The sequence below is a fragment of the Serratia sp. SCBI genome, from assembly GCF_000747565.1.
GTDB lineage: Bacteria > Pseudomonadota > Gammaproteobacteria > Enterobacterales > Enterobacteriaceae > Serratia > Serratia ureilytica.
The window spans coordinates 1,546,454-1,559,623 of the sequence record NZ_CP003424.1 but is presented as its reverse complement, the minus strand read 5'-3'; the positions used below and the strand labels follow the sequence as shown (position 1 = coordinate 1,559,623).

Below are 13,170 nucleotides of genomic sequence, written 5' to 3'. Positions count from 1 at the left end.
GATGGCCGCCCGCAACGGCGGCCATTTATTATTGGTTACCGCTAGGTATTTGCAATTTAACCGCAATTATTGTGTGATAACGAAATAACGTCTAATTACGCGACAATTAGCCCCTGAAAATAACGCGGTTATACGGCCTTTCTTCCCTCTCTGTTTATTCCTGCGACAGCAACCGGCCGTTTTTTGCTTATATTCTATTTTTTTTAGTTACAAAAGTAGTTTTTAACATTCTCGCAAACAATAATACCCCGCCAGTAACGTGAACCGATCAATTTGCATCCGGACGGCCTGCAATAGTTCACTTTTCGTTAAAAACCCTATTAACAAAAAGGCATTATTGCTGCCTATCGGCTTTCGCCGGGCGGTCGGCTTCATTATTTCCAGGGTAACTCCCGCTAAATTCTTTCACCTGCAATGAGTAGAATTTACACACAAGAGATTTAATTCAATGAGAAAATTACTCGTCCTGATTTTCAGTCTCAGCCTGTTTGGCGTTACGCAACAGGCGGCGGCTGAAGAGAAGAATAAAACCGTCGACGTGGTTCTGATCGGCGGCGGCATCATGAGCGCCACCTTGGGTACCTATCTGCATGAGCTGGAGCCGACCTGGACCATCGACATGTACGAGCGCATGAACGGCGTAGCGGAAGAGAGTTCCAACGGCTGGAACAACGCCGGTACCGGGCACTCCGCCTTCAGCGAAATGAACTACACGCCGGAAAAAGCCGATGGCACCATCGACATCAGCAAGGCGGTGAAGGTCAACGAGTCTTTCGAAATCTCTCGCCAGTTCTGGTCTTATCAGGTGAAAAACAATGTCCTGAAAGATCCGAAATCTTTCATTAACAGCGTGCCGCACATGAGCTTCGTGTGGGGCGACGACAACGTCAACTTCCTGCGTAAACGCTATGCGGCGCTGCAGCACAGCACCCTGTTCCGCGGCATGGAATACTCCGAAGATCCTGCGCAGATCAAGCAGTGGGCGCCACTGGTGATGAACGGCCGCGATCCGGCGCAGAAAATCGCCGCGACCCGCATGCCGCTGGGTACCGACGTCAACTTCGGCGTGATCACCCACCAGCTGGTTGATGCGCTGAGCGCCAGCGACAAGTTCAAGCTGAACCTGAGCCACGAAGTGCGCGACATCAAGCGCAACGCCGACCAGACCTGGAGCGTGACCGTTGCCGATCTGAACCGCGACGGCAAAGAAACCACCGTTAACGCCAGGTTCGTGTTCATCGGCGCAGGCGGCGCGTCCCTGACCCTGCTGCAGAAGTCCGGCATCCCAGAAGCCGACGGCTACGGCGGCTTCCCGGTCGGCGGCCAGTTCCTGGTCACCACCAACCCGGAGATCGCCAACCAGCACCTGGCCAAAGTGTATGGCCTGGCCAGCGTAGGTTCACCGCCGATGTCCGTGCCTCACCTGGATACCCGCATGCTGGACGGCAAGCGCGTGCTGCTGTTCGGGCCGTTCGCCACCTTCTCCAGCAAGTTCCTGAAGAACGGTTCGCTGTTCGATCTGATGCACTCGCTGAGCACCTCGAACCTGATGCCGATGACCCACGTCGGTCTGGATAACTTCGATCTGGTGAAATACCTGGTCGGCCAGCTGATGATGAACGACGACGACCGCTTCGCCGCGCTGAAAGAGTACTTCCCGGACGCCAAGCAGGCAGACTGGAAGCTGTGGACCGCAGGCCAACGCGTGCAGATCATCAAGAAAGACGCGGATAAAGGCGGCGTGCTGCAGTTCGGCACCGAAGTCGTCAGTTCTGAAGACGGCAGCATCGCCGCTCTGCTGGGCGCTTCGCCGGGCGCTTCTACCGCTGCGCCGATCATGCTGCATCTGATGGAAACCGTGTTCAAAGACAAAGTGGCGACGCCGGAATGGCAGAGCAAGCTGAAAGAGATCATCCCGTCTTACGGCCACAAGCTGAACGGCGATATCGAGATGACCAACAAGATCCGCGGTTACACCAGCAGCGTGTTGGGTCTGAACTACATTGAAGTGAAACCGGAAACTAACTGATTCCCCGTGGTTTTCTGCTGACAAGGCCGCTTTATGCGGCCTTTTTTCTATACCCCTGCCGCTCAAAGAGCATTTTTGGCCACCTATTTACCCCCGGTTTACCCTTGCGTAACGGCGTAGTCACGCCTATTATCAAAGTATATTCTTGGATAATTAAGCTAAGTCACTGTGACCTGAATGTCGTTTTTGCGGGAGAACTAAAACCATGGATCGCGTCAATATCATTCACGATTTACTAGACTGGATTGAAACTCATCTGGACCAACCGCTGCTGCTGGATAACGTCGCCGCCAAGTCAGGCTACTCCAAATGGCACCTGCAGCGCATGTTCCGCAGCACCACCGGCCACGCGCTCGGCAGCTATATCCGCGAGCGGCGCCTGTCGCAGGCGGCGCAGGCACTGCGCTCCACCCCACGACCGATCCTGGATATCGCCCTGCAATACCACTTCGATTCTCAGCCGTCGTTCTCGCGCGCCTTCAAGAAACAGTTCGGCAAGACCCCGGCGGTGTATCGCCGCACCACCCGCTGGGACGTCGCGGAGTGGCCGGCGCAGACGCAGACTGAGCAACACCGCGACGCCCCCGCCTTACCGCACTGGTTTGCTGGCAAACTGCCGGAAGGCGTATGCACCAGCTGGATGGGGCTGCGTTAATCCTCATGGTAAAGGCACAAAAAAGGGTTCAGTTCGCGAGAACTGAACCCTTTCTTTATTATTGACGAGACACCGAATTATTTGAAGGTGACGTCGACGTTGGCAGTGGCGTTGAACACCCCGGTCTTCGGCGTATTGGTCAACCACTTCAGGTTCGCGATAAAGGTCTCTTTCACTTCGTTCTGCTTATCCTGCAGCACACCGCCGAAATCCACGTTGGTTTGCAGTGGGATCGGTTTTTTACTGGTGTCGCGCTGCTGCGTCAGGAAGATCGCCACGCCCGGTTGGGTGGTTGGCAGGATCTGCGTATTATCATTCGGATCCGCGTTGGTACTGCTGAAACTGGCCTGCAGAGATTGACCGGCACATTCGCCGCCGCTCAAGGTAGCCTTGATATCGAACGGCACCTGCTTGGCGATGGTGCCGGTTTTGGCGCTGGAGCTGGTTAGCACGCCGAAATCGACGCTGGCGCCGTTGTTGGCCAATACGGTGATCTGCGGGTTGCACTGGATCACGCGGATCTTGTCCAGCCCCTTGATGTAGGCGTTAAAGTTACTGTCTTTGGTGGCGTTCAGCCCCAACTCACCATCGATCTGGAATAGCGAAGCACGCGCCAGCGGCGGGAAGTTACCCGCAGGCGGTTTTACCCCGGTGGCTTTGATATACACCGAATAGGTGGCAGTCACCGCCTGAGGATCGGCTTTTCTTCTGTTACTACCCGGTTTGGTACCCGGCCCCAAATCAGGGCCCGTCGGCCGGTTGGAACTTTGCTTCAGGTTGATCGCATCATAATCACGCCCGTTGATCGAAACCCCGATTTCCAACGACTTATCCAGGGCGCCAAAGGAGTTCTGCGGGTTCCAATAGATATAAGCGTTCTCACCGCGCGGGTAGTTATCGGTATCCCAACAGGTAAAGGTCGAGGTAAAGTTCTGCGAACGCCAAATCAGGTTGCCTTTGACGAAGTCGCTGGCGGCAAGCACGATCGGGCGGCCGACGTCAATATCCTGCGTCACGCTGCCGGTTGGTCTGCTACTGCCGGTCGAGTTGCCGAAGCGGCATTGCATCGCCGCCGCCTGTTGCGCCATCGCCAACCCCGCCAGCCCCACCACCGACAGAAGTGTATTACGTGCTAATTTGCTCAAGTTCATGGTGTACCTTACAGTTTTTGGCATTGCAGGGTCAGTTCCTGATATCCCATGGCCGCTTGTTTGTCGCCCACGTCCGCCGGAATCGGCAGCACGCATTGCTGATCGGCTTTCGGGCCCCATTTTATCGTCAGTTTCTCACCCGCTTTCACGCCGGAAACATAGGTTGCGCCTTCCAGGCCCACGGTGCCGCTGTTGCGGCCGGACTCGTTGAACACGCCGGCGCCGATGGCCGGATAACCGTTGTCACCCAGACGAGCGTGAATCAGCAGGCTGACGCCCTTGAAGGTATCGAAGCTCACCTTCACCACCGATTTCTCGGTCGGCACCACTTGCTTACTGGCCACCGGCACATCCAGCCCCGGGCCGAAATCTTCGGTGCGCAGCGCCACATAGTTGTAGCGGTACGGGTTGGCCGACGGCACCACCGCGTAACCGAAGCGGTCGATGGTCACGCCCGGCTGGTTTTCCAGACGCACGCCTTTGGCGTCTTTCGCCTCCACCAGCAAAATAGTGTTCTGCAACGGCTGAGTCAGGGTCGCGCCGCCGGAGTGCACCAGCAGACCACCGGAAAGGCCCAGCCCTTCCTGGCGGTATTTCGAACTGTAGGCATAGCTACCGTCGATGTTACCGATGCTGCTGCTGTAGCCCAGGTTCAGGTTGCTGCTCTGACCGGAGGACTGCGTATGCCCGGTGGAAACCGAGTAATTCATGCGACGGTCATCCAGCATGGTGCCGCTGATGCCGGTCGAGTAGCTGTCGCCGCTCTGTTTGCTGTGCGCCGCGCTGAAGTTGGCGGTGGTCGAGTTGTTGCTCTGGCCCCAATCCAACGGGATCGACATCGTGAAGTTCACGCTGCGATCGGAATAGCCGTACTGGCCGCGCGTATCCTGCAGATACACGCCGTAGGAAATACGTTTGAAGCCGTCGTTGTAACCCAGTTGAATCGTGCGATCGTTACCGGACACGCCCCAGTAGTTCTGGTGGCTGACGTTGGCGTACAGGCTCGCGCCCGCCCACAGCTGCTGGCTGAGCGACAGCTCGACGCGTTCGCGCTTGTTGCCGTAGCGCGCGGTGTATCGGGTGCGTTTCTGGTTGTTGCTCCAGGAAGGCTGGCCCGGCTGCAGATCATTCGGATCCCAGTAATCATTGGCATAAATGCCGTTGCGCCAGCTGTTGCGTTCCTGGACCGCATCGCTGAGATCATAGTAACCGGACGTCGCATAGCGATAGCCCGCCAACTGGAAGTTGGTGCCCATCTGGTTGAGCGACTTGGAGTACAGGAAACGGAAGCTCTGTCCCTGTTTGCGATCGCCGTTTGCCAGCTCGGTATCGGAGATCGAACCGTCTACGGAGATGGCGCCCCATGAGCCCAGACTCTTACCGATACCCACGGCAGCGGAACGGTAGTGCTCGGCGATGATGGCGCCACCGAACGGCGTCAGGCCATAGTTCATGCCATATGCCGCCGTGCCCTGAATCAGTTTCGGCTGATAGCCGCCGTTACCGTTGTGGTATTTACCGGCGGTCAGCTGGAAGTTCCAAATACCTTCGCGCAGCATGTTGGCCACGGAGGAGTAGGCGACGCTGAACGTTTTATGCGAACCGTCGGCCTCGTTCACGGTCACCTGCAGGTCACCGTTATTGGTATGCGGATAGACGTCGTGGATCTCGAACGGACCCGGCGCGACGTTGGTGCTATAGATGACGTAACCGTTCTGGCGGATCTCGACGCGGGCGTTGGTCGCCGCCACGCCGCGCACTACCGGCGCATAACCGCGCAGGCTGTCCGGCAGCATGTCGTCAACGCTAGAGAGTTGTACCCCGCGGAACTGGAAGCTGTTGAACACGCTGTTGTTGGTGCTCGCCTGCCCCATCACCAAACGGCTGCGCCATGGCACGATGTCGGTCTCGGCCCAGGAAGAGACGTTGGTCCAGTTGCTGCTGCTGCCACTCTGTTTGTCCCAGGTGGAGTTGTTGCGCAGGCGCCATCTGCCCAGGTTGAGGCCACTGTTCAACGCGAGGAACATGTACTCGCTGTCGTCGGCGTCATCTTTGCGATAGCTGTTCTTGTTGTAGTTGAAGTTATAGTTGGCGAACAGCGCGTTGATGCCTTCATCGTACATGCTTGGCGGGATCGCGCCAATGGCGCTCAGATCCATCATGGTCTGCGGTACGGAGATGTTGATCTGCTGCACCGCCGCGTCATAGCTGACGGTGGCGTCTTTAACCAACGCAGGCAGATCAACGCAGCTGCCGGCCTGCAGCGTTTCCGGCAGTTTGATGCCGTAGTTGCTCAGGTCTTCAACTTTCAGGCAAGGTTGAGACGCGGTCTGGCCTTTAACCTGACGAAAAGTAACATCTTTGTGATCGACCTGAGTCAGGTTGACGTAGATGTCGAATGGGTAAACGCCCGGTTGCAAAGCATCGCCCTGAGCGACCGCTTCCGCGTTACTCAGGTTTTCATCGCCGTGAATAAACGACATGTTAAACTCTGCCAGCGCCGTTTCACTCCATAACATCGGCGCGCTGGCGGCAATGATTGCAATACGGATCAGCTGCGTCAGCCGCGTCGTTCCGCCTGCTACTTTTCGTTGATTTGCCATTCCCTGTCTCTCTTATTGTACTGGAACGTCCTTGACTTCCGTTCTACCGCCAAAATCGTTGATATAACTGAAAGCAATCTTGTTGCCGACGCTGACGCCCGCCGGGATGTTGATCGATAAGCGATCTTTCGGGCTCACCATGTTGGCGTCCACATCCACGGTCTTGCCCGCGCTGTTTTTCAAATGCAGCGCCCCAAAGGTAATATGCAGCGGGCCATCGTTAATCACTTGCAGGCGTGAACCTTCACGCTGCCAACGCAAGTTTTGTACTTGCTCGTCCAGCGTCGTTTTCAACGCCACCGGCCGGTAAAAAAGTTTGATTCGGGTACGCACCGCAACCTGCAGCACGTTTTCTTGCTTCGGCGCCGGTGGAATTTCCTGCACGTTAATCCACAGCAGGGTTTCTTTATCCTGAGGTAAGCCATTGCCGGAATAGATAAAGCGCAAAACCGCGGTTTTGGCAGCGTCCAATTTCAGAATCGGTGGAACGACAACGACAGGCAGATTTTTCGGCACTTGGTTTCTATCGCCGGTGTCCAGCCAGGTCTGCACCATATAAGCTTCTGAAGCATCGTTATGAATGGGCAGAGAGGCGGATTTGTCATCGCCTTTATAGATCACGCGAGTGGCATCTACCTGGATACCGGCGTAGCTGTTAAAGGTGCCCAGCATCAGCAGAGCAGCAAAGAACTTTTTCATCGGTTTCCTCTATGGGCCATCCTTGGCCGTATGTGTCCTGAAAGACGATTATTTGTATTCGATAGTGAACGGGCTGGTGGCGTTAGCCAGACCTGCAGTTACGTTGCTATCGAATGAACGGTAACGAGCCTGCAGGTTGAAGGTCGCTTTACCGTCAGCAGCGATGGTGACTTTCGCTACGTCGTCGTTGATGTTGGAACCGTCGCCGATAGCGAATGGCTTGCCGTTGTTATCGGTGATTTCGATACCCACGCCGGTAGCTGCAGCGCCGGTGCCGCCAACGTTGCTTACGGACAGCAGGTCTGGGTTGCCGGCAACGGTGTTACCGTCGAAGCGCAGGCTATAATCGCCGGCATCACATTTTTCCAGAGAGATCTGGAAAGCTTTAGAAGCGGATTTAGAACCCACAGTTGGGAAAGCAGAAGTTGGGTAAGTACCCAGGTAAACTTCTTTATTTTGAGTATCGCTAGTTACCTGGCAGGTAGACTGTTTGATTTCACCGGTGAATTTAACAGTGCCGTTTGCTGCCATTGCGTTGGAAGCAGTTGCAGACAATACCAGGGCAGCCAAAGGCAATAATACTTTTTTCATTTCCAGCTCCATAGAACAATAAAATAATCGATTCAGTGGCGGGCTTATATATATATTGCCGCCACTGAGCATACACTCAGCGATAGCACTCCCTTGCTGAAAAGGAGCGTTGCCTCGATGAACTCATTGCCGGACGAAATATAGACTAAGCATATTCTTAATGTTAAATCGTTTAAAACATTCATAAGCCCCCTCTTGATAGGAATAAACTATCGGCGGATACCTATCGATCGATGTTGACGATTCATATGAATAGGAATAATCTGTGTTTGGGAAAGCTGCAGAGTTCAACATTTTGCGTTAAGGCCTGAAAATCAGAATATTATCCCGAATATTTACATTTAGTAACATATTGCGACGTTTGGACTTTGGCACGAATTCCGCGTTAAATGGTCTGTCGACACGTTTCGGCCATCCTGACGCTTTAAATAAGAAATTTACCAAAAAATACGGAGTAACTTTCTTTTTAATCATTTAAAATCAACAAGTTAAATATCAATCCAAGGATTGGGAAATGAGCGGTTCTTTCAGAGAGAAAAATAACGGCATTAATTATGTTTTCCAGCCAATGTTCGCGAAATCGGGACAATTGCTGGCCGTTGAATGCCTGTCTCGCTTTACGTTTAATAGCGAATATGCCCATTTTTCTCCTGAACAGTTCTTTCGCCATGCCGACAGCGCAACCCGGATTGAGATTTTGATGGATCAGATCAATCTGATCGATAAATACAAACACTGGTTTCATGAAAACCAAGTGATAGCCACTTTGAATGTTGACGATTATTCCCTGCAATCGCTGGCGAATACTCACTTTGCCGAAAGAATTAATGCCCTGCGCTGTATTCATTTTGAGATCAGCGAGAATTCAACCCGGCTGGTGAAAGATCGCGTGCACGGCGATCCGTCATTGAATAGTTATTCATTTTGGCTCGATGATTTTGGTTCTGGCTATGCGGGTTTTTCCGCGTTGTACAACAGCCAGTTCCGCTTCGTTAAGCTCGATCGTTTTCTGCTTTGGGACTTTATGAAAAAGTCCGGCGGCGAGGGCTTGATGCGCGCGTTACTGCGCTTCTTTTACCTTAATCATTACAAGGTAATTATCGAAGGAGTTGAAACTCCCGAACACAAGAAATGGCTGGATGAAATGCCATATTACGCACTGCAGGGAAAGCTGTGGAAGGAATCCAGCATCAAGGATTTGAACTCGCTTCTTACAGCTGAATACTTTTAACTCGGTATTGGTGTTTGCCCTATGTCTAAAAACAACGTTCTTGTGATTAGTGAGTGTAAGTACAGCTATGTTGGCCTGTCGGTGCTGCTGAAGAAACACTACGGCGCGTACGATATCCACCTGTTTTCCGATTTCATGCACGGCGGCGCCAAAGCGGAAAAGATCACCAAGCACGATATCGCGCTGATTTTCACCTCGCAAAACCTGGAGCAGAGCGTCAACGTGATCGAAAGCCTGGTGTCCCTGCACCAGCAGTACAACAGTAAAACGCGCCTGTTGGTGTTCTATGACGACGAGCGCGTGGTGAAACTGCTGTCGATCCTGGGGATTTCCGTCGAGTTGGTCTCCACCCGCATTCCGCTTTATTCGCTGCAGGAAAAAATCCAGCGGCTGCTGGAAAGCAAAGAGCCGGGCGGTATCCGGGTGCAGAAAACCCGCGAGCTCAGCCCGGCGGAAAGCGACGTGATCTTCAATCTGCTGCGCGGCGACAGCCTGCTGCATATCGCGGAAAAACGCGGCACGCACCCGAAAACCATCTTCTCGCAGAAATACAGCGCGATGAAAAAGCTGCGGCTGCGCAGCATGAGCACCATCTTCGTCGCCGGCAAATAACACGCCCTGGTTTGTTGCGCGGTACGCCGCGCGGCAACCCGCCCCCTCGCCGAGTTAAATTAATGTAACAACCGGCGACAAAGCAGCAACAGACACACAACATCCTCTCCTGTTGGCTACGATTTGCACACGGATTATCCGTGAGTCATGTCGTGTGGATTAAAAATAAACATCAGGAGATGTTATGAAGTCGTCCTTATTCAGCCGCTATACCTGCTTTGTGCTGAGCATCTTGCTCACCCTGGTTTTCTTGATCATGATGCACAACCATCCGTGGTTCTGGCTGCCGGCCCTGGCCTGCGGTTGCCTGATGGTGCTGGGTATCTACGATCTCACGCAGCAGCGCCACGCCATTTGCCGCAACTACCCGATCATCGGCCGCCTGCGCTTCTTCTTCGAGTTCATCCGCCCGGAACTGCGCCAGTATTTCCTCGAGCAGGATAATGAAGAGATCCCGTTCTCCCGCACCCAGCGCACGTTGGTGTATCGCCGGGCGAAAAACGAGATGGGCGACAAGCCGTTCGGCACCCTGCTGGACGTGTACCAAACCGGTTATGAATGCATCGGCCACTCGATGCGGCCGGTGGAAGCCGCCGATCCCACCAGTTTTCGCATCACCATCGGCGGCGCCGACTGCCGCCAGCCCTACTCCGCGTCAATCTTCAACATTTCGGCGATGAGCTTCGGCGCGCTCTCCGCCAACGCCATTCGCGCACTCAACCTCGGCGCGGCCAAAGGCAATTTCTACCACGACACAGGTGAGGGCAGCATCAGCCGCTATCACCGCGAAAACAACGGCGATCTGGTGTGGGAGCTGGGCAGCGGCTATTTCGGCTGCCGCACCGCCGACGGTCATTTCGATCCGCGCCGCTTTGCCGAACAGGCGCAAAGCCCGCAGGTGAAAATGATTGAAATCAAGCTCAGCCAGGGCGCCAAACCGGGCCACGGCGGCATTCTGCCGGCGAAAAAAGTGGATGCGGAAATCGCCGCCACCCGCGGTGTGCCGGAAGGCGTGGATTGCATCTCGCCGGCCTCGCACAGCGCCTTCACCACCCCGCTGGAAATGATGCAGTTCATCCAGCAGCTGCGCGAGCTGTCAGGCGGCAAACCGGTCGGTTTCAAGCTGTGCATCGGCCACCCGTGGGAGTTCGTCGCCATCGTCAAGGCGATGCTGCACACCCGCATTCTGCCGGACTTCATCGTGGTGGACGGCAAGGAAGGCGGCACCGGCGCCGCCCCGCTCGAACTCTCCAACTATATGGGCATGCCGCTGCGCGAAGGGCTGCTGTTCGTGCATAACACGCTGGTGGGCTGCGGCCTGCGCGACCAAATCAAGATTGGCGCCAGCGGCAAGATCATCAGCGCCTTTGACATCGCCAGCGTGCTGGTGCTCGGCGCCGACTGGGTGAATTCGGCGCGCGGCTTTATGTTCGCCGTCGGCTGCATCCAGTCGCAAAGCTGCCACACCAACCACTGCCCGACCGGCGTCGCGACGCAAGATCCGCTGCGTCAGAAGGCGTTGGTGGTGCCGAACAAGGCGGAACGCGTCTATCACTTCCATCAAAATACGGTGAAAGCGCTGGCGGACATGCTGGCGGCGGCCGGCGTCAGCCGCCCGGAGCAGTTGACCTCACACCATATGCTGCGCCGCATCACGCCGACCGAGATCAAGGTGTACGCCGATATCTATTACTACCTGGAGCCGGGCGCGCTGCTGCAGCCGGAGATCAAAAGCGAGTTCTACGCTCGCATGTGGCGCATGGCGACGCCCAACAGTTTCGATCAGGCAATCTCGCTGCCGGCGGCATGATGGGATAAGGAATAAAAAGAGAGTTGCCCCCTCGCCTTGGGGAAGAGCATATGGAGAGGGGTTGCTTGCTACGGCGGCCCTCCCCCTCAACGGCGAGAGGGCGTGTCGGTTACTGCTTGCGCACCGGCGCATCGCCGGCGACGTAGTAGTCGGCGGTGCTGCGCGGCAACGGCGCGCGCTGGCGAATGCGGTCGGCGATCTTTTCGGCGATCATGATGGTGGTGGCGTTCAGGTTGCCGGTAATGATCAGCGGCATAATCGACGCATCCACCACCCGCAATCCTTCCATGCCGTGCACCCGGCCCTGGCCGTCGACCACCGCCATCTCGTCTTCGCCCATCTTGCACGAGCAGGACGGGTGGAACGCGGTTTCGGCATGCTCACGCACGAAGGCATCCAACTGCTCATCGGTCTGCACGTCCGGCCCAGGGCTTATCTCGCGGCCACGATATTCGTCCAGGGCCGGCTGCGCCATGATCTCGCGCGTGATGCGAATAGCGTCGCGGAACTCCTGCCAATCCTGTTCGGTCGCCATGTAGTTGAACAGAATGCTCGGGTGCTGACGCGGATCTTTCGATTTCACCTGCACCCGGCCGCGGCTCGGCGAACGCATCGAGCCGACGTGCGCCTGGAAGCCGTGCTCTTTCACCGCGTTGCTGCCGTTGTAGTTAATCGCCACCGGCAGGAAGTGATACTGAATGTTCGGCCAGGCGAACTCTGCACGGCTGCGGATGAAGCCACCGGCCTCGAACTGGTTGCTGGCACCAACGCCGGTGCCGTTGAACAGCCATTCCGCGCCGATCTTCGGCTGGTTGAACCATTGCAGCGCCGGGTACAGCGATACCGGTTTCTTACAGGCGTATTGCAGGTACATCTCCAGGTGGTCCTGCAGGTTTTCCCCGACGCCCGGCAGATCGTGTACCACATTAATATCCAGACTTTTCAGCAGCGCCGCCGGGCCGACGCCCGAACGCTGCAGAATTTGCGGCGAGGCGATGGCGCCGGCGCACAGCAGCACTTCGCGGCGCGCTTTGGCATGGGTCAGTTGATTGCTGTCGCCCTGCAGATAGTTAACGCCCACTGCGCGCTTGCCGTCGAACACGATGTGGTCGGTCAGCGCATGGGTAACGATCTTCAGGTTCGGCCGTGAACGGGCCTGATCCAGATAACCGCGGGCGGTGCTGGCGCGGCGCCCTTTCGGCGTCACGGTGCGGTCCATCGGGCCGAACCCTTCCTGCTGATAGCCGTTCAGATCGTCGGTGCGCGGATAGCCCGCCTGCACGCCGGCTTCCACCATGGCGTGGAACAGTTCGTTGTTACCGGCCTTCGGCGTGGTGACGCTCACCGGGCCATCGCCGCCGTGGTAATCGTTCGGGCCGATATCGCGCGTTTCCGCCTTGCGGAAATACGGCAGGCAGTCCAGATAGGTCCAGTCTTCCAGACCCGGCGCCTTGGCCCAGTTGTCGAAGTCCATCGCGTTGCCGCGAATGTAACACATGCCGTTGATCAGGGATGAACCGCCCAGCCCTTTGCCGCGGCCGCATTCCATTCGGCGGTTGTTCATGTGCGGCTCAGGATCGGTTTCATACGCCCAGTTATAGCGGCGGCCCTGCAGCGGAAACGCCAGCGCGGCCGGCATCTGGGTACGGAAATCCATCCGGTAATCCGGGCCGCCGGCTTCCAGCAGCAGGACGCTGACGTCGGCGTCCTCGGTCAATCGGGTGGCTAACACGTTGCCGGCTGAACCGGCACCGATAATGATGTAGTCAAATTCCATTCATTATCTCCT

10 protein-coding genes are annotated in these 13,170 nt (G+C 56.0%); 5 read left to right on the top strand and 5 right to left on the bottom strand.

Features of this window, described 5'->3' with window-relative positions:
• Nucleotides 1-448: 448 nt before the first annotated feature.
• Nucleotides 449-2,029: a malate:quinone oxidoreductase gene (locus SERRSCBI_RS07265; RefSeq protein WP_042784013.1), complete on the top strand. Its 1,581-nt coding sequence runs from the start codon at nucleotides 449-451 to the stop codon at nucleotides 2,027-2,029.
• 205 nt (nucleotides 2,030-2,234) lie between these two features.
• Complete coding sequence (locus SERRSCBI_RS07260; protein WP_042784011.1) at nucleotides 2,235-2,684, top strand: helix-turn-helix domain-containing protein; 450 nt, start codon at nucleotides 2,235-2,237, stop codon at nucleotides 2,682-2,684.
• Between the two features lie 77 nt (nucleotides 2,685-2,761).
• Here SERRSCBI_RS07260 and SERRSCBI_RS07255 read toward each other — a convergent pair whose 3' ends face one another.
• From SERRSCBI_RS07255 to SERRSCBI_RS07240, 4 genes are read right to left on the bottom strand one after another with little or no spacing between them, the layout of a single operon-like run.
• Entirely contained in the window at nucleotides 2,762-3,829 is a 1,068-nt protein-coding gene (locus SERRSCBI_RS07255; protein WP_042785668.1) for a fimbrial protein, read from the bottom strand.
• A gap of 14 nt (nucleotides 3,830-3,843) precedes the next feature.
• Nucleotides 3,844-6,438 (bottom strand): fimbria/pilus outer membrane usher protein, encoded by a 2,595-nt coding sequence (locus tag SERRSCBI_RS07250; RefSeq protein ID WP_042784010.1) that lies wholly within the window; start codon nucleotides 6,436-6,438, stop codon nucleotides 3,844-3,846.
• 12 nt (nucleotides 6,439-6,450) lie between these two features.
• Entirely contained in the window at nucleotides 6,451-7,137 is a 687-nt protein-coding gene (locus SERRSCBI_RS07245) for a molecular chaperone (RefSeq protein ID WP_033650575.1), read from the bottom strand.
• Nucleotides 7,138-7,185: 48 nt separating this feature from the next.
• A complete protein-coding gene (locus SERRSCBI_RS07240) occupies nucleotides 7,186-7,728 on the bottom strand; it encodes a fimbrial protein (RefSeq protein ID WP_033647475.1) in 543 nt (180 codons plus the stop codon).
• A gap of 514 nt (nucleotides 7,729-8,242) precedes the next feature.
• On the opposite strand from SERRSCBI_RS07240, the gene SERRSCBI_RS07235 reads away from it, so the two are divergent.
• From SERRSCBI_RS07235 to SERRSCBI_RS07225, 3 genes are all read left to right on the top strand, one after another.
• Entirely contained in the window at nucleotides 8,243-8,959 is a 717-nt protein-coding gene (locus SERRSCBI_RS07235; protein WP_016928483.1) for an EAL domain-containing protein, read from the top strand.
• A gap of 21 nt (nucleotides 8,960-8,980) precedes the next feature.
• Entirely contained in the window at nucleotides 8,981-9,571 is a 591-nt protein-coding gene (locus SERRSCBI_RS07230; protein WP_042784008.1) for a LuxR family transcriptional regulator, read from the top strand.
• Between the two features lie 184 nt (nucleotides 9,572-9,755).
• Nucleotides 9,756-11,381: an FMN-binding glutamate synthase family protein gene (locus SERRSCBI_RS07225; protein ID WP_004939096.1), complete on the top strand. Its 1,626-nt coding sequence runs from the start codon at nucleotides 9,756-9,758 to the stop codon at nucleotides 11,379-11,381.
• A gap of 109 nt (nucleotides 11,382-11,490) precedes the next feature.
• Here SERRSCBI_RS07225 and betA read toward each other — a convergent pair whose 3' ends face one another.
• Nucleotides 11,491-13,158, bottom strand: a complete 1,668-nt coding sequence (gene betA / locus SERRSCBI_RS07220; RefSeq protein ID WP_042784007.1) for a choline dehydrogenase — start codon at nucleotides 13,156-13,158, stop codon at nucleotides 11,491-11,493.
• Nucleotides 13,159-13,170: the final 12 nt, after the last annotated feature.

Bases quoted from the DNA above. Each gene is read 5' to 3' on its own strand.
- SERRSCBI_RS07265 (WP_042784013.1), top strand. From the start codon at position 449: ATGAGAAAATTACTCGTCCTGATTTTCAGTCTCAGCCTGTTTGGCGTT.
- SERRSCBI_RS07260 (WP_042784011.1), top strand. From the start codon at position 2,235: ATGGATCGCGTCAATATCATTCACGATTTACTAGACTGGATTGAAACT.
- SERRSCBI_RS07250 (WP_042784010.1), bottom strand. From the start codon at position 6,438: ATGGCAAATCAACGAAAAGTAGCAGGCGGAACGACGCGGCTGACGCAG.
- SERRSCBI_RS07245 (WP_033650575.1), bottom strand. From the start codon at position 7,137: ATGAAAAAGTTCTTTGCTGCTCTGCTGATGCTGGGCACCTTTAACAGC.
- SERRSCBI_RS07240 (WP_033647475.1), bottom strand. From the start codon at position 7,728: ATGAAAAAAGTATTATTGCCTTTGGCTGCCCTGGTATTGTCTGCAACT.
- SERRSCBI_RS07235 (WP_016928483.1), top strand. From the start codon at position 8,243: ATGAGCGGTTCTTTCAGAGAGAAAAATAACGGCATTAATTATGTTTTC.
- SERRSCBI_RS07230 (WP_042784008.1), top strand. From the start codon at position 8,981: ATGTCTAAAAACAACGTTCTTGTGATTAGTGAGTGTAAGTACAGCTAT.
- SERRSCBI_RS07225 (WP_004939096.1), top strand. From the start codon at position 9,756: ATGAAGTCGTCCTTATTCAGCCGCTATACCTGCTTTGTGCTGAGCATC.
- betA (WP_042784007.1), bottom strand. From the start codon at position 13,158: ATGGAATTTGACTACATCATTATCGGTGCCGGTTCAGCCGGCAACGTG.